Source organism: Alterinioella nitratireducens (assembly GCF_013155465.1).
Lineage (GTDB): Bacteria > Pseudomonadota > Alphaproteobacteria > Rhodobacterales > Rhodobacteraceae > Alterinioella > Alterinioella nitratireducens.
Window position 1 is genome coordinate 585,800 of sequence record NZ_JABJVX010000001.1, and the last position, 16,558, is coordinate 602,357.

20 protein-coding genes are annotated in these 16,558 nt (G+C 66.8%); 9 read left to right on the forward strand and 11 right to left on the reverse strand.

What is annotated here, in order from left to right; translation table 11 throughout:
* Positions 1–12 precede the first annotated feature (12 nt).
* Positions 13–183: a DUF1328 domain-containing protein gene (locus tag HNS34_RS02975; RefSeq protein ID WP_172317772.1), complete on the forward strand. Its 171-nt coding sequence runs from the start codon at positions 13–15 to the stop codon at positions 181–183.
* A gap of 132 nt (positions 184–315) precedes the next feature.
* On the opposite strand, the gene HNS34_RS02980 is transcribed toward HNS34_RS02975, so the two are convergent.
* Positions 316–1,128: a response regulator gene (locus HNS34_RS02980; RefSeq protein ID WP_172317774.1), complete on the reverse strand. Its 813-nt coding sequence runs from the start codon at positions 1,126–1,128 to the stop codon at positions 316–318.
* A 107-nt stretch (positions 1,129–1,235) separates the two neighbouring features.
* Between HNS34_RS02980 and HNS34_RS02985 the strand changes: the two genes are divergently transcribed.
* The 4 genes from HNS34_RS02985 to HNS34_RS03000 are packed head-to-tail and all read left to right on the forward strand — an operon-like array spanning position 1,236 to position 5,239.
* Positions 1,236–1,400, forward strand: a complete 165-nt coding sequence (locus HNS34_RS02985; RefSeq protein WP_172317776.1) for a NepR family anti-sigma factor — start codon at positions 1,236–1,238, stop codon at positions 1,398–1,400.
* Complete coding sequence (locus HNS34_RS02990) at positions 1,397–1,954, forward strand: RNA polymerase sigma factor (RefSeq protein WP_172317778.1); 558 nt, start codon at positions 1,397–1,399, stop codon at positions 1,952–1,954. Before HNS34_RS02985 ends, HNS34_RS02990 begins: the two co-directional genes overlap by 4 nt.
* Positions 1,954–3,687 carry a sensor histidine kinase gene (locus HNS34_RS02995; protein ID WP_172317780.1) on the forward strand — a complete coding sequence of 578 codons (1,734 nt, stop codon included), beginning with the start codon at positions 1,954–1,956 and terminating at the stop codon, positions 3,685–3,687. Before HNS34_RS02990 ends, HNS34_RS02995 begins: the two co-directional genes overlap by 1 nt.
* 1 nt (position 3,688) lies before the next feature.
* On the forward strand, positions 3,689–5,239 hold the full coding sequence (locus tag HNS34_RS03000) for a phospholipase D-like domain-containing protein (RefSeq protein WP_172317782.1): 1,551 nt from the start codon (positions 3,689–3,691) through the stop codon (positions 5,237–5,239).
* Here HNS34_RS03000 and HNS34_RS03005 read toward each other — a convergent pair.
* Entirely contained in the window at positions 5,236–6,291 is a 1,056-nt protein-coding gene (locus HNS34_RS03005; RefSeq protein WP_172317784.1) for an AI-2E family transporter, read from the reverse strand. The genes HNS34_RS03000 and HNS34_RS03005 overlap by 4 nt on opposite strands.
* A gap of 126 nt (positions 6,292–6,417) precedes the next feature.
* Between HNS34_RS03005 and HNS34_RS03010 the strand changes: the two genes are divergently transcribed.
* Positions 6,418–6,618 carry a CsbD family protein gene (locus HNS34_RS03010; RefSeq protein ID WP_172317786.1) on the forward strand — a complete coding sequence of 67 codons (201 nt, stop codon included), beginning with the start codon at positions 6,418–6,420 and terminating at the stop codon, positions 6,616–6,618.
* Positions 6,619–6,681: 63 nt separating this feature from the next.
* Here HNS34_RS03010 and HNS34_RS03015 read toward each other — a convergent pair whose 3' ends face one another.
* The 6 genes from HNS34_RS03015 to HNS34_RS03040 all read right to left on the reverse strand — a co-directional run bounded on the left by HNS34_RS03015 (position 6,682) and on the right by HNS34_RS03040 (position 11,061).
* Complete coding sequence (locus tag HNS34_RS03015) at positions 6,682–7,104, reverse strand: PRC-barrel domain-containing protein (protein WP_172317788.1); 423 nt, start codon at positions 7,102–7,104, stop codon at positions 6,682–6,684.
* Between the two features lie 57 nt (positions 7,105–7,161).
* Positions 7,162–7,980, reverse strand: a complete 819-nt coding sequence (locus HNS34_RS03020) for a DUF3618 domain-containing protein (RefSeq protein WP_172317790.1) — start codon at positions 7,978–7,980, stop codon at positions 7,162–7,164.
* Entirely contained in the window at positions 7,973–8,362 is a 390-nt protein-coding gene (locus HNS34_RS03025; protein WP_214647395.1) for a phage holin family protein, read from the reverse strand. Before HNS34_RS03025 ends, HNS34_RS03020 begins: the two co-directional genes overlap by 8 nt.
* Positions 8,359–8,862 carry a hypothetical protein gene (locus tag HNS34_RS03030; protein ID WP_172317792.1) on the reverse strand — a complete coding sequence of 168 codons (504 nt, stop codon included), beginning with the start codon at positions 8,860–8,862 and terminating at the stop codon, positions 8,359–8,361. The genes HNS34_RS03025 and HNS34_RS03030 overlap by 4 nt, the downstream gene beginning before the upstream one ends.
* 127 nt (positions 8,863–8,989) lie before the next feature.
* The gene (locus tag HNS34_RS03035) at positions 8,990–10,639 is read right to left on the reverse strand and encodes an MFS transporter (RefSeq protein WP_235952594.1); all 1,650 of its coding nucleotides are present in this window, start codon (positions 10,637–10,639) and stop codon (positions 8,990–8,992) included.
* Between the two features lie 194 nt (positions 10,640–10,833).
* The gene (locus HNS34_RS03040; protein WP_172317794.1) at positions 10,834–11,061 is read right to left on the reverse strand and encodes a sulfurtransferase TusA family protein; all 228 of its coding nucleotides are present in this window, start codon (positions 11,059–11,061) and stop codon (positions 10,834–10,836) included.
* Positions 11,062–11,298: 237 nt separating this feature from the next.
* On the opposite strand from HNS34_RS03040, the gene HNS34_RS03045 reads away from it, so the two are divergent.
* Positions 11,299–12,555, forward strand: a complete 1,257-nt coding sequence (locus HNS34_RS03045) for a hypothetical protein (protein WP_407925846.1) — start codon at positions 11,299–11,301, stop codon at positions 12,553–12,555.
* A complete protein-coding gene (locus HNS34_RS03050; protein WP_172317796.1) occupies positions 12,552–13,892 on the forward strand; it encodes a cytochrome P450 in 1,341 nt (446 codons plus the stop codon). Before HNS34_RS03045 ends, HNS34_RS03050 begins: the two co-directional genes overlap by 4 nt.
* Here the strand turns inward: HNS34_RS03050 and tpiA are convergent.
* A complete protein-coding gene (gene tpiA, locus HNS34_RS03055) occupies positions 13,889–14,638 on the reverse strand; it encodes a triose-phosphate isomerase (protein WP_172317798.1) in 750 nt (249 codons plus the stop codon). The genes HNS34_RS03050 and tpiA overlap by 4 nt on opposite strands.
* 145 nt (positions 14,639–14,783) lie before the next feature.
* Here tpiA and HNS34_RS03060 point away from each other — a divergent pair, with 145 nt between their 5' ends.
* Positions 14,784–15,707 (forward strand): isopenicillin N synthase family dioxygenase, encoded by a 924-nt coding sequence (locus HNS34_RS03060; protein ID WP_172317800.1) that lies wholly within the window; start codon positions 14,784–14,786, stop codon positions 15,705–15,707.
* Positions 15,708–15,808: 101 nt separating this feature from the next.
* On the opposite strand, the gene HNS34_RS03065 is transcribed toward HNS34_RS03060, so the two are convergent.
* Positions 15,809–16,132 (reverse strand): TfoX/Sxy family protein, encoded by a 324-nt coding sequence (locus HNS34_RS03065; protein WP_172317802.1) that lies wholly within the window; start codon positions 16,130–16,132, stop codon positions 15,809–15,811.
* On the reverse strand, positions 16,129–16,509 hold the full coding sequence (locus HNS34_RS03070) for a HesB/IscA family protein (RefSeq protein WP_172317804.1): 381 nt from the start codon (positions 16,507–16,509) through the stop codon (positions 16,129–16,131). Before HNS34_RS03070 ends, HNS34_RS03065 begins: the two co-directional genes overlap by 4 nt.
* Positions 16,510–16,558 lie beyond the last annotated feature (49 nt).

A 16,558-nucleotide genomic window follows, 5' to 3' on the forward strand; every position in this document is an offset into this window, starting at 1 on the left:
AAAGGATATCTCATGCTCTATTGGGCTCTTATTTTCTTTGTCGTCGCCATCATTGCCGGTGTGTTCGGCTTTGGCGGCATCGCCTCTGCTTCCGCCGGGATCGCGCAGATCCTGTTCTTTGTCTTCCTCGTGCTGTTCATCGTTGCATTGGTCGCACGGGCCTTGCGCGGACGCGCGCCCTGACGGCAGGGACGGCACGGTTTGAACGACGACAGGCGGCCCGTGCGGGCCGCCTGTTCTGGTTCGGGGCGCGGGTGCGGCCCGTCGATGGGCCGCAAAATGCGCTCGGTCGACCGAGCGGCCGCACCCCCGGTGTCAGACCTTGAGCGTTGCGGTGGTCGAAAAGAACATCGCCTGGCTGACGGCCGATCTGACCTGGTCCTCGGTATAGGGTTTGGAGATCAGGAAGGCCGGTTCGGGCCGGTCGCCGGTCAGCAGGCGTTCGGGGTAGGCGGTGATGAAGATCACCGGCAATTCGCCGAACTGGGTCAGCAGGTCGTTGACCGCGTCGATGCCCGAGGAATTGTCGGCCAGCCGGATATCGGCCAGGATCAGGTCGGGCTTGTCGGCGGCACCCTTCTCGACCGCCTCAGCGCGGGTGCGCGCGATGCCGGTGATCCGGTGACCCAGATCGGCGACCAGGTTCTCGATATCCATGGCGATCACCGGCTCGTCCTCGATGATCAGGACCCGGCCCGCGATGCTGTCGGCCATCTCGCGATGCGCGATCGAGACCAGCTCCTCGGCCTCGTCCTGGTCGATTCCCATGATCGCGGCAACGTCGGTGAAGGGAAATTCCTCGATCGTGTGCAGCAGCAGCGCCTCGCGGGTATTGTCGGTCAGCTTGGCCATGTGCCGCTGTGCAGCCCCCTCCAGCCCGTCGCGCGGGCCGACCGCGTCCGACTTGCTGCTTTGCCAGATCGAATGGAGCACCTTGAAGAGGGCGGGCTTCACCGCCATGCCGCCATCCAGGATGTCTCGGTCGCTCAGGATCGCCTCCAGCGTGGCGGCGGCATAGGTGTCGCCGCTGGTCTGATCGCCGGTCAGCGCCCGCGCATAGCGCCGCAGATAGGGCAGCGTGGCCCCGATCTGCGTCGTGAGATCCTGATCTGTCGTTTCTGCCGTCATGTATTTTTCCCCAAAATCGCGACTTTCTTCGGAACCGAACCCTTGATGGCACGTTTGGTTCCGAACAAAATGTATCCGGACCTCATAATATGGTAGTAGTCGAGCTGATGACAAACAAGGAACCAAACGCGCGCACGCGGCAGCAGATCGACGAGAACCTGCGCCGCGTGTTTCAGGAGAAGGTCCAGGAGGAGCTGCCTGACCGGTTCAAGGACCTGCTGTCGCAACTGAAGGAACAGGACGGCAAGAAAGGGTCGGGTGGCCGGAAATGAGCAAAGCGGATCCGAGGGATGAGCTGGTGGAACATCTGCCGGCCCTGCGGGCCTTTGCCCTCAGCCTGACGCGCAATGGCGCGACCGCCGATGACATGGTGCAGGACACCGTGGTCAAGGCCTGGACGAATATCGAGAAATACAAGGCCGGCACCAATATGCGGGCCTGGCTGTTCACGATCCTGCGCAACACCTATTATTCCAGCCGCCGCAAGATCAAGCGCGAGGTGGCCGATGTCGATGGCGCCTTCTCCGAGAACATGTCCGAGAAACCGGCCCATGACGGGCATTTGCAGCTTGCCGATTTCCGCCGCGCGTTCGAACAATTGCCCGATGAACAGCGCGAGACGCTGATCCTGGTGGGCGCCTCGGGCTTTTCCTACGAGGAGGCCGCCGAGATGTGCCATGTCGCCGTCGGCACCATCAAGAGCCGGGCGAACAGGGGCCGCAAGCGTCTGGCCGAGTTGATGCATCTGGGTGAGGATGAAGCGATGGAACTGACCGATTCGGCGACCATGGCGGTGGTCACGGCCAACAAGGCGACCGCCTTCTGATGCAGGACGGGGACGAGCTTGCGCCGCGGGGCCCGATCTCGCGGGGCCTGCGGTTTCGCGTGGCCGCCGTGCTGGCGCTGGCGCTTCTGCCCATCGGCGTGGTGGGCATCTTGCAGACGCGCGACCTGTCACAGGAGGTTCGGATCCGGACCGAGCTGACGCTGCAGGCGCTGACCGACCGGGCCTCGTTCGGCGAACGCCAGGTGATCGAACGGGCCTTCGGCGCGGCCGAGGCGCTCAGTTCCGTCCTGCTGGAGATCCGGGACGAGCCGGAAAGCTGCCGCCGCTACCTCAGCGATTACCTGGAGGCGACGGGGCGCTACAGTTTCATCGGCTTCCTGCCGCCCGGCGGGGTGATCTCGTGCTCGTCGGCTCCGGCCACGCTGGACCTGTCGCAGGACGAACGCCTGGATGGATGGATGGCCACGATCGAGCCGCGCGCCATGGCCATCGCCAACCCACAGGTCAGCACCGAAAGCGTCCTGAACATCCAGCACCCGATCTATGAGGCCGGCGATTTCGTGGGCTATGTCTCGATTTCCGTGCCCGAGCGGCTGGTCATGGATCAGCCCGATGCCGATGCCGCGCGCCGCCCCTCCAGCCTGATCACCTTCAACGCGCAGGGCATCATCCTGACCGAATCCAGCCAGCGCAGCGATGCCCTGGCCTCGATGCCCGACCAGGTGCCGCTTGCGCTGCTGTTCGGGGGCGGGGCCGACACCTTCGCCGCGCGGGACCAGTTCGGGCAGAACCGGACCTTTGTCCTGATGCCTGTCATCCCGGATCTGATCTACAGCCTCGCCGCCTGGCCGCCGGAACAGCCGCATGCCAGCCTGTTCGGGATCAATTACAGCCCGGCGCTTTTTCCGCTGCTGATGTTCCTGGCCAGTGTCGCGGTGGCCTATTTCGCGGTGGACCGGCTGGCGGTGCGCCATGTCGCGGCCTTGCAGGGCCGGATGAACGCCTTTGCCCGCAGCCGGAGCTTCGACCCGATCCCGCGCACGCGCGGACAATCCAGCGAGTTCGAGGATCTGAACCGGGCCTTCACCGACATGGCCTATTCCCTTCTGGATGACGAGGCCCGGATGGAGGACGCGCTGCGCGAGAAGAACGTGCTGCTGAAGGAGGTGCATCACCGGGTCAAGAACAACCTGCAACTGATCTCCTCGATCATGAACATGAAGATCCGCCGCGCCAGCCAGCCCGAAACCATCGCCGTGCTGAAGCGGTTGCAGGAACGTATCATGGGCCTCTCGACCGTGCATCGCAACCTCTACCAGACCGAGAACCTGAGCCGGTCCAATGCCGGTCGGCTGTTGTCGGACCTGTTCGGCCAACTGATCTCGTCGGGGGCCGAGGCGGGCAGCAATATCGACTATCGCGGCGATTTCGACGATGTGATCCTGTTTCCCGACCAGGCCGTGCCGCTGGCGCTGCTGGCCTCGGAACTGGCCACCAACGCGCTGAAATATGCCGGCAGCGACGGCGGCGGGCGGCCCACGATCCGCGCCACGCTGTCCCTGATCGAACCGGGGATCGCGCGGCTGACCTGCCGCAACAGCGTCGGGAGGACGACCGAAACGGATGACAGCACGGGGTTGGGCGCGCAACTGATCCGCGCCTTCGCCGCGCAGGTGGGCGGCGAGGTCCAGATCACGCAGACGGACGATCTCTATGATGTCGTGGTGAACTTCAAGGTCGAGGAGTTCATGACCGACCCGGCGGATCACTGACATGGCCGGGGCGGATCGCAAGACAAGGGACGCCGCGGAGATCTACCTGACCGCGGCCGAGGCCTACCCGGCGCTGGAGGCGCTGTTTCTTGAGGCGCGGTCCGAGATTTCCGCGGGGTTCCGGGTGTTCGACATCCGCACCAGGCTGCGTGGGCGGGGCCGTGAGGTGGGCCGGACCTGGGCCGACCTGATCGGCCACACGCTGGCGCGCGGCGTGTCCTTCCGCCTGATCCTGGCCGATTTCGACCCCGTCGTGCGGCCCTCGATGCACCGCGAGACCTGGCGCGCGACGGCCAGCCTGATGGCGGCGGGCGAGGCTTCGGGGCGGCCCGATCTGCTGTCGGTCATCCCGGCCATGCACCCGGCGCGGGTGGGTCTCGGGATGCGCCTGGCCTTCTGGCCCAAGATCGCGGCCAAGCTGCGCGACGAGGCCAGGCGGCTGAACGGGTTGGAGGCCCGCGAGGCCGAGGATCAATTGGCCCATATGCCGGGGCTGAAACCGCATCTGGCGGGCGAGCATCCGCATCTGCGCCCGAAGATCTGGCCGGTCGCGCCGCTGATCCCGGCCTCGCATCATCAGAAACTGGCCGTGTTCGACCGGGAACGGCTGTTCATCGGCGGCATCGACCTGAATGAGCGCCGCTATGACACGCCCGATCACGACCGTCCGGGCCGCGACACCTGGCATGACACGCAACTGCTGATCGAGGGGCCAGCGGCGCGCGAGGCGCAGGCGCATCTCGACACGCTGCTGTCTGTCGCCAATGCGCGGCAGGAGCCACCCGAAATGCGCCACCTGCTGCGCACGATTTCGACTCGGCATCGGCATACCGGGCGTTTCCGCCTGTCGCCCAAGACCATCGAAAAGGGGCTGGAGGACGCCCATATCGCCCGCGCCCGCAAGGCCCGCCGCCTGATCTACCTGGAAACGCAGTTCTTTCGCAGCCTGCCCGTGGCCCGCGCCCTGGCCCGCGCGGCGCGGGACATCCCCGACCTGCGCCTGCTGCTGGTCCTGCCCGGCGCGCCCGAGGATGTGGCCTATGACAACGCCAAGGAGGGCGATGCCCGCTATGGCGAATATCTTCAGGCCAAATGCGTTCACATCGTCTCGAAGGCGTTTGGCGACCGCGCCTTCGTCATGGCACCGGGCCAGCCCAAACATGCCGGGCACAAGGGCCGCGCCAGCCTGGAGGAGGCGCCGCTGGTCTACCTGCATGCGAAGGTGGCGATCTTCGACCATGACGCCGTGATCATCTCCTCGGCCAACCTGAACGGGCGCAGCCTGCGATGGGATACCGAGGCAGGCGTGACCCTGACCGAGGCCGACACTGTGCAGCATCTGCGGTACCGCTGCTTTGCGCATTGGCTGCCCGAGGATGCGGAAGACGCCTATTTCACCGATGAGACCGCCATTGCCGCATGGGCCGCGCTGGCCGACCGCAACGCGGAACGCGACCCCGACGACCGGGAGGGGTTCGTCATGCGCTACCCGGTCGCGCCCGCGCGCCGCTTCGGGCGCAACCTGCCGGGCCTGCCCGAGGAGTTGGTTTAAGATCTGGCCTCGACCGCCCGCTGATACCGCGCGCTGCGCTTGTAGAGCGCAAGGCCCCAGACCAGCAGCGGAATGGCGATGATACCGCCCACAGGCCCCCACAGCCACAGCCAGAAGACCAGCGACAGGAACACCAGAAGCGGGCTGACCGCCATCTGTCGACCGATCAGGCTGGGGGTAACGAACTGGCTCTCGATCAGGTTCAGCCCGACATAGATCGCCACCGGCGCAAAGCTGATCGGGCCCTCGAAGGCCACGACCCCGCCCAGAAGCATCGACAGCGCGAAGGCCGCCGGTCCGAGATAGAGGATGAAATTGCCCAGGAAGGACATGAAGCCCCAAAGCACCGCATAGGGCATCCCGAGCAGCCACAGCGCGCCCGCAAGCAAGGCGCCGAAGCTGGCGTTGATCAGGGTGATGGTCAGGAAATAGCGCGACACCTCGTGTTCGGCCTCCAGCATCTCCTCGGTGCCCGCCGCGAAGTTCGAGGTGCTGATCCAGTCATAGACCTCGCGCCGCGACAGCAGGAAGAAATAGAGCGTGCCGACAAAGATCATCAGCCGCGCGGCATAGCCCGGTGCGTAGAGGATCGCCTCGGAGATCCGGGGCATTCGCATGCCTTCGCCTTCCGTGTCATCGCCGCGACCCGCCACTGCGGCGGCGGGGTCGCCCTCCTCGGGGCCGTTCAGCGCGTCAGCCACCTGGTCGCCGACATCGTCCAGGCCGCGCAGTGCCGCCTGCACCGAGGTGATGATCTCGCGCAGCTCGTTCCAGATCACCGGCGCGCGGCGGACGACGCCCGACAGGACCGGCTCAAGCGCGAGGATCAGCAGGGCCACGGCGCAAAGACCGGCCAGCAACGTCAGCAGGGCGGATAGCGCGGGCGGGGCGCCGAGGCGGTCGATGCGTCCGGCAAAGGGCGACAGAACGACGCCGAGCACCAGCGCCAGCAGGATCGGCGCGAAAAGCGGCGCGGCAAGCTTCAGGACCGTGAAGGCGGCGATGATTGTCAGGATCCAGATCGCGATCCGGACAGGGGGCGTTGCGGGCATGGAGGCTCCTTCCCAGCCACAACTCCGCCGCTTGAAAGAATGTTCCGCGGGGCTGGAACTGTCCCCGCGAGGCGGGCGTTTGTCCGGTGTGAAACGACGATACATCCAAAAGAGAGGAGAACAGTCATGAACTGGGATCAAGTGCAAGGACAATGGAAGCAGATGAAGGGCAAGGCCCAGGAGCAATGGGGCGAACTGACCGACGATGAGCTGGACAAGGCCGCCGGCGACCGGCAGCAGCTGGAGGGCCTGATCCAGCAGAAATACGGCAAGAGCAAGGAGGCCGCCCGCGACGAGGTGGATAGCTGGCTCAGCAAACAGCCCTGATATTCAGGACGTTTCAGGAAATGCGCGCCCCGGTCCTTATGGTCCGGGGCGTTTTTCTGTCCGTCACTCGGCGTAATCGGGCAGGGCGTCCAGCGCCTCATCGGACAGGTGCAGATAGATCCGCAGATTGCCGGTCTGCTCCTCTTGCAGGAATGTCAGGTCATCGAGGGCGACGGCAACGGGACGCTCGCCGATGCCGAGAAACCCGCCGACCTCGATCACCAGCGCGGCGATCCCGTTCGACGGATCCGCGAGGATGGTGCGCACGTCGCCGACCCATATATCCTGAAGATCGTAGACGCGTTCGCCGATCAGGGCGTCGGGCTGAACCCCCGTCAGGTCCAACGACACATAGCCCTCGCGCTGGATCACCGGCGCGGGGGGTCTTTCCTCGCCGCCGACCTCGATCGGTCCGCCGGAAGAACCATCCGTTTCATAAATTGCGAACGCGGCGCTCAGGACCATCGTGGCAGCGAGGGTCTGCATGGGGCCTCCGTTTCCTTCAACGGCCCGCGACAGGATTGCCCCATCGCGGGCGGTCGATCATTTCGCGTGTGCGTCTGCGGCGCGGCTTCTGATGCGTTCGCCCGCGTCGCGCAGCTTCTCCTCGGCCAGGTCCACGGCCTCCTCGCCCGAAGGGATATCCTCGACGGCCTCGTCGGCCATCACGCGCATCTCGTCCAGGGCGGCCCGGCCCGCGGCCTTGGCGCGGGCGACCTCATCATACCAGATTCGCTCGGCTTCTTCGACCAGAGCATCGCGCCGTGCCCCGAAAGCCCGGTTTTCAGCTTCGGTGCGGGGCAGGGCGGCGGCCAGCGCGGCCCCGGCGGCGGCCAGTCCGACCGCGACGATCAGGGGGTTTTCCTCGTAGAAGCTGTGCCCACGCCGCAGCGCGCGGTGGCTGGCAGCCTCGATCTTCTCCTGCGCGGCAATCGCCTTTTCGCGGGCCTGGATGACCCGGTCGCGGGCGATGTCGCTGAGCTCCGAGGTGCCCTCGTAGATCGTGTCGCGCATCTCGGCGGCGCTGTCGGAGATGAAGCGGCGGGTTTTCTCGACGCGGCCGGGTTCGGCGGCGGGGCGCGAGGCAGGGCGCGGATCACCGTCGCCCGTGACCTTGTTGCCAAGCATCAGCCAGGCCAGACCCGCCCCCATCAGCCCCAGGGCCACCGGGTTTTCGCGCACGCCCTTGACGACCGCATGGGCCAGATCCTCGCTCTGGTCGCGCAAGGTGTCGCCGATGGAGTTGACCAGGTTCTCCGGCGACAATTGCCGGGTCAGGTCGCTCAGGCTCTCGGCCAGCGCGCTGCGTTCGGCGGCGATTTCGGCTTCGAGATCGGATGGAGTCGGATCGTCATCAATCATGGAAACTCTCCTTGAGGGTGCGCGCATCGCGTTTGAGCGCGGTAATGGTTTCGGTCGGCATGAGCGAGATGGATTTCAGCATCCGCACGCCGACGGCGCAGAGAATGGCGGCAGCCAGGACGAAACCGCCCGCCACCACAAGCGCGGCCCAACCGGCGGTCAGCCCCTGTTCGACCAGAAGCGCGACCAGCGCACCCGCCAGCACGTTGAGCCCGGTCAGAACCGCGATCACCGCAACCGTCAGAACGGCAACTGCCACGGCGGCGCGGTTCAGCTTCTCGGCGATCTCGGCCCGGATCAGCGCCATTTCCTTGCGGATCAGGCTGTGCAGATGCTCAAGGACGGTCGAGATCGCCGACGCGTTTTGGCCGTTCCCGCTCATGCACGCCCCCGGTGGGAGGCATCGGGGATGTGATGCGGGGTCACATCCGAGCGGGTGCCGCGCCGCTGCGGCGAGGAGGATTTCAGGAACCGCCCAAGCGCGAAGCCCGCAATGGCCGCGGCGCCGGCCACGGCCATCGGGTGACGGCGGGCAAGGTCGCCGAGATCCTCGCCGAGCGTGGCGAAATCGGCATCACGCAGGGATTGCGCGGCATGGGAGACGCTGCCCGCGACCCGCGCCGTGGTGTTGGCCTGGGGCGAGTCGTCGGTCATGTTCGACGCGGCCTCGTCCAGCCGGTCGGCGGTGCTGTCAATCGCGTCGGCAACGCTGTCCTTGGCGGCATCCGCCCCGTCAGCGGCGCGGGCCCTGGCCTCGGTGGCGGCATCGCGGGCGGCCTCCCGTGTTTCGGCCACCGCGTCCTTGGCGCGCGATTTCGCGGCGCGGGCGGTGGATTTGGCCTTTTCGGCGCCTTTTTCAATGGGCGAGGTCGATGTGGTCATGTCTGTCCTCCTTCGGATGGCGATGAGGCGGGAGGCGTTCCTTGACGCGCCCGCGATTGGTCTTGGAGGTCAACGGGCGAGAGGCGGGATTGTTCCCGGCAGGTGCCTGCGACGAAAGGGGGGCGGCTCAGTTCGCGCGCGTCGGGTCGGTCATCGCATCGCCGATGCCGCGCTCGCCCGGCGTTCCGGCCACGGTCGAGGATCCTGTCGGGCGCTCGATCAACCGATGCACGACGATGCTGTGACCCGCGCGTTGCAGGGCGACGATCTGTTCGAGGTTGTCCAGGTCGGCCTGCGTGCGCCTGTGCGTGTCGCGGATATAGTCCAGCCAGGTCGCCATGTGGTAGCGCTCGATCCAGCGGTCCGGCTCGGCCAGGTCGCGCAGGAGCGACCAGCGCCGCGCGCCGTCCCGGCGGCAGATGCGGCGGCGTTCGTTCATCGCCAGGATGAAGGCGGGAACGTCGGCTTCGGCAATGCGGTGTTCGCGGGTGATCACGATGGGCCCGGAGCGGTTGGTGATCCTCAGCGCGGTCTCGGGCTCGGTGAAGCGGCCGAGCGGGTCCAGATCCTCATGGCCGCTGCCGGGCAGGGGCAGGGCCAGCCCGACGATCCCGCCAAGGGCCTGCACGGCAGCGGCGGTCATCAGCGCGGCGGTCGCGCTGGAGGTTTCCGCGATGGTGCCGATGATCCAGGCCCCCACGGTCATGCCGCCGAAGGTCGCCATCTGGTAGAGCGACAGCGCGCGCCCCACCACCCATCGCGGCGTCAGAAGCTGCACGGTGACATTGAAGGTCGAGAGCGCCCAGACCCATCCCGCCCCCGCCACCATCAGCGCAGGCACGGTAAGCCACATGGTGCGGCTGAGCCCGGTGCCCACGGCGCCCACGACCAGCGCGGCCGAGGCGATGCGGATGAGGGTCTCGGTGCTCATCCGCGCGCGCAGGCGCACGGTGGACAGCGCCCCCGCAACGGCCCCCACGCCGAACCCGCCAAGCATGATGCCATAGGTCAGCGGGCCGCCGTCGATCAGGTCGCGCGCGACAACGGGCATCAGCGCGGGCAGGGCGGTGGCAGCCAGCCCGAACAGGGTGCCGCGCGCCAGCACGACGCGGATCCGGGGCGACATCGCGACATAGCGCAGCCCCGCCTGCATGGCGAGGTCGATGCGCTCGCGCGGCAGGCTGCGGGGCTTGACCTCGGGGCTCCAGCGCAACAGGACCGCGATCAGCGCGATATAGCTCAGCGCGTTGGTCAGGAACGCCGCCGCAGCGCCCCCCAGGGCCACGATCGCGCCGCCGATGGCAGGCCCGACCGAGCGCGCCATGTTGAACCCCATCGAATTGAGCGCCACAGCCCCCGGCAGCGCCTCACGCGGGACCATGTCGCCCACCGACGCCTGCCAGGCCGGGTTGTTGAAGGCGTTGCCGCAGCCGATGGCGAAGGTGAAGGCCAGAAGGCCCCAGGGCGACAGCCAGCCCTGCCAGGCAAAGACCGCCAGCATCGCCGAGACGATCAGCATGTAGACCTGCGCGAAGATCATCACGCGGCGGCGGTCCAGGTTGTCGGCAATCGCGCCCGCCATGAGGGAAAACAGCATGATCGGCAGCGCGGTCGAGGCCTGCACAAGCGCCACGTCCTGCGCCGAGCCCGACAGCGACGTCATCAGCCAGGACGCCCCCACCGCCTGCACCAGCCCGCCGAAATTCGACGACATCGACGCCAGCCAGATGGCGCGGAAGATCGGCACCGAAAAGGGCGAGGGCGGCGGGGCGTGCAAGACGGGTCTCCTATGGGCGGGACGTCACGGGGGGCCAGCCGGACCGAGGGTCGCCGAAGGGGGGATGTGTCGGGCGTTTGCTCCAAGGTAGACCAGATCGTAACGGGCTGACATGACAAAAAAAGGGGGTGCGGAACCCTGCTCGCTGCGTGCGGGTCAGGCGTGGAATTTGAGTATTTAGACCAAGAAGATGATCAGGTCTTGCGGATGAAATAGGCCGTGGCGGGGCCGTGCGGGGCCTCGCCCAGAAAGGCATGGCCCTGCTCGGCGCAGAAATGCGGCACGTCCACGGCGGCGGCGGGATCATCGGCCAGCAGGCAGGCGACCTGGCCGGGGGCAAGCGCCTGCATCCGCTTGCGCAGCCGCAGAACGGGCAGGGGGCACAGAAGGCCCAGGGCGTCGATGGTCAGGTCCGCATCCATGGGGCGGGGATGTAGGGGGCAGGCGGCGCTTTGTCCACGCGAATGTGAGCGTGTGGGTCTGGCCTTCGGGGCGCGGACCGCCAGGTCTTTGATCGCACGGTCGGATGATGCGATCTCACGCGCAGCGGTGCCGCTTGCCGCCTCTGCCGCCGGGCCGGGGTTTTCCTTCCTGCAGGCGATGGACGTGATCGGAGGATTCGCCATAGGCTCGCCCAGATTCTCCGCTAGAGTGGCGGCATGGATGGGCAGAGCTATGAGATGAGTGCCAGGACCGAGACCCGCGTGCGCCAGCGCCGGGTGCTGTATATTCCGGGCTTCGATCCGGTCCCGGCGCGCAAATACCGCGAGAGGTATCGGCGCGGCGCGGCGGAACAGGCGCGGATCTCGGGCTATGAGATCACCTTGTCGAAACAGCGGACGGAAGGCCCGTTCGGCTGGCATGTCGAGGCCGAGACCGGCGGCGCGAAAACCCAGGCGGATATCGACGTGCTGGTCTGGTCCGATATCGTCAAGGACAGCATGTCGCACGGCATTGCCGCGACCTATCTGCAGCTTCTCCGGACCGCCTGGGTCTATATCGGCACGGGCGCACTGTTCCGCCTCTTTCGCCTGCGCAAGGGGCCGGTGATTGCGGCGCTCTACCCGGTGATCTTCCTGCTTGGGCAGTTGCTGATCGCGCTGGCCGTGGGCGCGGGCGTCGCGGCGCTGACCTCGTGGCTTGGCGCGGCGCTGATCGGCGTGCCGCTGACGGTCGCGGGGCTGGTGCCGGGGGCCTTGGCGGTCTGGGGGGTGCTGGCCCTTTTCAAGCGCCATGACGGCAAGGTGCTGGCCTATTACCTGATGCATGATTACGCCTTCACCGCCAGGCATCGCGGCGCCAACCCGCCCGCGCTGGAGGCACGGCTGGAGGCGTTCAAGGCCCGCGTGCTGGACGCCATGGCCTCGGGTGCCGATGAGGTGCTGATCGTCGGCCACAGTTCCGGCGCGCAGATGGGCGTGAACGTGCTGGCCGATCTGATGCGGGCCGGGCGGCTGCCGGTGGCGGGGCCGGCCCTGTCTTTCCTGACGCTCGGCCAGGTGGTGCCGATGGTGTCGTTTCTGCCGAAAGCGACCAAGCTGCGCGCCGACCTGGCCTATCTGTGCCAGCAGGAGGGGCTGACCTGGGTCGATGTGACCGCACCGGGCGATGGCTGCACCTTTGCGCTCTGTGATCCGGTGGCCGTGTCGGGGGTGGCGCCTGACGAAGGCAAGCGCTGGCCGCTGGTGATCTCGGCGGCCTTCACCCAGACGCTGACGCCTGCGCGCTGGAAGGCGCTGCGCTGGCGGCTGTTCGAGCTGCATTTCCAGTATCTCAACGCCTTTGATCGTCCCGGGGACTACGACTATTTCCAGATCACCGCGGGGCCCAAGACACTTGCCGCGCGCTTCGCGGGGCGGCAGCCGTCGAAATCCCGCATCACCCGCGCGATCAACCGCTACACCGCCACGCGATGACCCCTCCCAAGCCCGACGCCCGCCCCGACCGCGTGTCCCTCCTGCGCTATCTGCGGCTCTTCCGGCAGGATATCCTCTCGGCGCAACCCGCGCGGCTCTACCGGGCCTGGATGGCCGAGTTCCGCACGCCGTTCTTCCGCAGCTACATGGTGAACGATCCGCCGCTGGTCGATCTTGTGCTCAAGGAACGCCCCGACGATTTCCCCAAATCCGACCGCATCGGCGAAGGCTTGCGGCCACTGCTTGGCGACTCGGTCTTCCTGACCAATGGCGAGACCTGGAAACGCCAGCGCCGCATCATCGACCCCGCCTTCGAAGGGGGGCGCTTGCGCGACACCTTCCCGGCAATGTGGGCGGCGGGGCAGGCGGCCTGCGACCGGATCGGGGCAGGCGAGGTCGAGGTCGAGGCCGAGATGAGCCATGCCGCGGCGGATGTGATATTCCGCACGCTCTTCTCGATCCCCATCGAGCACGAGATCGCGGCGCAGGTGTTTGCCCAGTTCCGCGACTACCAGCGCACGCAGCCCTTGCTGAACATCGCGGCCTTCCTGCCTTTGCCCCGGTTCCTGCCGCGCGGGCACCGGCGGCGCACGAAGGCCACGGCGCGGTCGATCCGCGACCTCATCACGCGGCTGACCGAGGCGCGGATGGCCGAGATCGCGGCGGGCACCGCGCCCGATGATCTGGCGACCAAGATTATGACCACGCCGGACCCGGCAACGGGCGAGACGTTCACCACCGCCGAGATGGTCGACCAGGTGGCGATCTTTTTCCTTGCGGGGCACGAGACCAGTGCCTCGGCGCTGGCCTGGACGCTCTACCTGGTGGCGACGCACCCCGACTGGCAGGCGCGGCTGGCCGAGGAGGCAGACGCGCTGGACAGCTGCGATTTCAAGGTGATGTCAAAGCTGAAACTCAGCCGCGACGTGTTCCGCGAGGCGCTGCGGCTCTATCCACCGGTGCCGATGATGGTGCGCGAGACGACCTGCCCCGAAACCTTCCGGGGCCGTGACGTGAAACCCGGCGCGCAGGTGGTGCTGTCGCCCTGGCACCTGCATCGCCACACGAGGATATGGGACAATCCCGACGGGTTCGATCCCGCCCGCTGGCAGACCGAGGGCGGGCGCGACTGCATGCGCCGCGCCTATATGCCGTTCTCGGCTGGCCCGCGTGTCTGCACCGGGGCGGGGTTTGCCATGGTCGAGGGGCCGCTTTTGCTGTCGATGCTGCTGAAACGCTTCCGCTTCGAGGCCGTGGCGGGCAAGACCCCGGTTCCCGTCGCGCATCTGACGGTGCGCTCGCGGGACGGGATTCACCTGCGCGTCACACCGCGTTAGCTGGCCTCAAGCGCCCGGATGATCGGCAGGAAATCGTCGCATTTCAGCGAGGCCCCGCCGACCAGCGCGCCGTTCACATGCTCCACCGCGAAGATCTCGGCCGCGTTCGAGCCCTTGACCGAGCCGCCATAGAGCAGGCTGATCTCCTCGCCGGTATCGGATTCGAACCGCGCATCCAGATGGGTGCGGATAAACTCATGCGTCTCGTCGATCTCGTCGATGGTTGGGACCAGCCCGGTGCCGATGGCCCAGACGGGCTCATACGCGATGACGGTGTTCTCCGCCGTGACCCCATCGGGCAGCGATCCGGCCAGTTGCGCGGCGATGACCTTCAGCGTGTCGCCCGCCTCGCGCTCGGCCTTGGTCTCGCCGACGCAGATGATGGTGGTCAGCCTCGCCGCAATCGCGGCCTCGGCCTTGGCGCGGACGGTATCGTTGCTTTCTGCGTGATCGGTGCGGCGTTCGGAATGGCCAAGGATGACAAAGGCCGCCCCGGCATCGGCCAGCATCCCGGCGGCGATGTCACCGGTATGGGCACCATTGCCATTGGCGTGGCAATCCTGCCCGCCGGTGGCGATGGGGCTGTCCTGCAACAGGTCGGAGAGCCGCGACAGCAGCGTCGCGGGCGGGCAGATCAGCACGCCGACGGATGGGTCGGGGCAAGCCTCGCGCAAGCGCCGCGCCTCCGTCAGATCGGGGCTGCATCCGTTCATCTTCCAGTTTCCGGCGGCGAGTTTTCTGGGCATCCGGGCGGGCTCCTCGTCCGTTTTTGGGTATGGCCTTGAGGCATATCGCGAATGCCGCCCCTCGGGAAGGGGCGGGCGGCATTGCATGGCCCGCTCCAACGTCTCATATAGCGGGCAGGTTCCGCCCCGATCAGGATCAACGCCGATGACAGCCATTCCCCGTCTCAACGCCGCAGCCCTTGTCGATGCGGGCCACCCCGACCACGCGCGCGAATTGTACGCACTGGCCCGCGCCGCGACGGAAGTGGGGTTCTTCACGCTCTGCGATACGCCCATCTCGGGGGCCGAGCTGGCCGATCTTATCGCCGCTTACCGCGCGTTTTTCTCGCAGCCCGAGCCGCAGAAAGCGCAGATCGACATGGCCCGCACCGGGGCCAATCGCGGGTGGGGGGCGTCGCTGTCCGAACAGGTCGATCCCGCCGCCAACCCCGATTACAAGGAGGTGTTCGATTGCGGCTATGAGTTGCCGCCGGGCGACAGCCTGTCCGATCTGGCGGTCTATGCGCCCAACCTCTGGCCCACGTCCCCGGCGGGGTTTCGCCCCATTGTGCAGGCCTATTACCAGAAATCCACCGCGTTCTCGCTGCGGCTTCTGGCGGCCATCGCCAAGGCCATCGGAGAGCCCGCCGATTTCTTCGATGACAAGTTCACCCGGCCCATGGCGCTGTTGCGCGGCAATTACTACCCGGCGCGGCCGACCTGGGCCGGCGACAAGGATTTCGGCATCGCCGCGCATACCGATTACGGCTGCCTGACGCTTCTGGCCACCGATGGCGCGCCGGGGCTGGAGGCGCAGTTGCGCGACGGCACATGGGCCGCTGTGCAGGCCCCCATCGGCGATTACGTGGTGAATTTCGGCGAGATGCTGGAGATGTGGACAGGCGGCCGCGTCAAGGCGACGCCGCACCGGGTGCGTGGCACGAAAGACGAGCGGATCTCGATCCCGCTCTTCTTCAATCCGAATTTCGAGGCGAATGTCGCCCCGATCGGCTCAGGCGACGTGATCCTGGCAGGCGACCACCTGACCCGGCGGTTTGAGGAGACCTATCTGCATATGAAGACGGGTTAGAGCATGTCGCTCAAAAGTGGGAACCGGTTTTGAGCCCCTCGGACATGCGGGATCAAAGGGCTAGTGGGCGCCTGCGTGAATGTGAATGAATGCAACGTGCTCTAGAGATGCTCCAGCGCCCGGCGCGCCCAATCGCTGGCAAGCTCCGGGTCGTCCTGCGCGGCATCGGGCAGGGACCAATAGGGCATCGAGCCTGACGGGCCATTGTCGCGCGTGTAGGTCCAGTGGGTGCAGCCCTCGGCCTCCAGCACCTCGATGAACGCGCCCTTGCCCTTCAGCATCAGCCGTCCATCCGACAGCATCACCGCAAAGATCGTGTCGCGGTGATAGAACCCGGCGCCGCCGAACATCTTGCGCACCGAAATGGCCCCAAGCCCTGCGAAGAGGTCGCGCGCATGGGCGATCTCTTCCTCCGAGAGGCTCATTCCCGCCCGCGTTCGGCGGCCAGCTCCTCGACATCCTTGAACTTGATGGATTCGCCGCAGCCGCAGGCATCCGAGACATTGGGGTTGCGGAACTTGAAGCCCGATTCCAGCAGGCCGACCTCGTGGTCGATCTCGGTGCCGAACAGGAACATCTGCGCCATCGGCGCGATCATCACGCGGGCCCCGTCCTGTTCGACCACCTCGTCATTGGGGTCGATCTCGGTGGCTTCGTCCATGGTGTATTCCATGCCCGCACAGCCGCCCTTCTTGACGCCGATGCGCAGGCCGGTGGTGCCGTTCCTCTCCATCAGCCGCGCGATCTGTTTCGCGGCGCGCGGGGTCATGGTGACGGCCTGTTTTCCGGGGATACCGAACATGGGGGGTTGTCCTTGGTTTCGCGTGGTTAGCCCCAATGTAAGGCCCGCG

Excerpts from the sequence above, each read along its gene's own strand:
- HNS34_RS02975 (WP_172317772.1), top strand. The coding sequence starts at position 13 with ATGCTCTATTGGGCTCTTATTTTCTTTGTCGTCGCCATCATTGCCGGT.
- HNS34_RS02980 (WP_172317774.1), bottom strand. The coding sequence starts at position 1,128 with ATGACGGCAGAAACGACAGATCAGGATCTCACGACGCAGATCGGGGCC.
- HNS34_RS02985 (WP_172317776.1), top strand. The coding sequence starts at position 1,236 with ATGACAAACAAGGAACCAAACGCGCGCACGCGGCAGCAGATCGACGAG.
- HNS34_RS02990 (WP_172317778.1), top strand. The coding sequence starts at position 1,397 with ATGAGCAAAGCGGATCCGAGGGATGAGCTGGTGGAACATCTGCCGGCC.
- HNS34_RS02995 (WP_172317780.1), top strand. The coding sequence starts at position 1,954 with ATGCAGGACGGGGACGAGCTTGCGCCGCGGGGCCCGATCTCGCGGGGC.
- HNS34_RS03000 (WP_172317782.1), top strand. The coding sequence starts at position 3,689 with ATGGCCGGGGCGGATCGCAAGACAAGGGACGCCGCGGAGATCTACCTG.
- HNS34_RS03005 (WP_172317784.1), bottom strand. The coding sequence starts at position 6,291 with ATGCCCGCAACGCCCCCTGTCCGGATCGCGATCTGGATCCTGACAATC.
- HNS34_RS03010 (WP_172317786.1), top strand. The coding sequence starts at position 6,418 with ATGAACTGGGATCAAGTGCAAGGACAATGGAAGCAGATGAAGGGCAAG.
- HNS34_RS03015 (WP_172317788.1), bottom strand. The coding sequence starts at position 7,104 with ATGCAGACCCTCGCTGCCACGATGGTCCTGAGCGCCGCGTTCGCAATT.
- HNS34_RS03020 (WP_172317790.1), bottom strand. The coding sequence starts at position 7,980 with ATGATTGATGACGATCCGACTCCATCCGATCTCGAAGCCGAAATCGCC.
- HNS34_RS03025 (WP_214647395.1), bottom strand. The coding sequence starts at position 8,362 with ATGAGCGGGAACGGCCAAAACGCGTCGGCGATCTCGACCGTCCTTGAG.
- HNS34_RS03030 (WP_172317792.1), bottom strand. The coding sequence starts at position 8,862 with ATGACCACATCGACCTCGCCCATTGAAAAAGGCGCCGAAAAGGCCAAA.
- HNS34_RS03040 (WP_172317794.1), bottom strand. The coding sequence starts at position 11,061 with ATGGATGCGGACCTGACCATCGACGCCCTGGGCCTTCTGTGCCCCCTG.
- HNS34_RS03045 (WP_407925846.1), top strand. The coding sequence starts at position 11,299 with ATGGATGGGCAGAGCTATGAGATGAGTGCCAGGACCGAGACCCGCGTG.
- HNS34_RS03050 (WP_172317796.1), top strand. The coding sequence starts at position 12,552 with ATGACCCCTCCCAAGCCCGACGCCCGCCCCGACCGCGTGTCCCTCCTG.
- tpiA (WP_172317798.1), bottom strand. The coding sequence starts at position 14,638 with ATGCCCAGAAAACTCGCCGCCGGAAACTGGAAGATGAACGGATGCAGC.
- HNS34_RS03060 (WP_172317800.1), top strand. The coding sequence starts at position 14,784 with ATGACAGCCATTCCCCGTCTCAACGCCGCAGCCCTTGTCGATGCGGGC.
- HNS34_RS03065 (WP_172317802.1), bottom strand. The coding sequence starts at position 16,132 with ATGAGCCTCTCGGAGGAAGAGATCGCCCATGCGCGCGACCTCTTCGCA.
- HNS34_RS03070 (WP_172317804.1), bottom strand. The coding sequence starts at position 16,509 with ATGTTCGGTATCCCCGGAAAACAGGCCGTCACCATGACCCCGCGCGCC.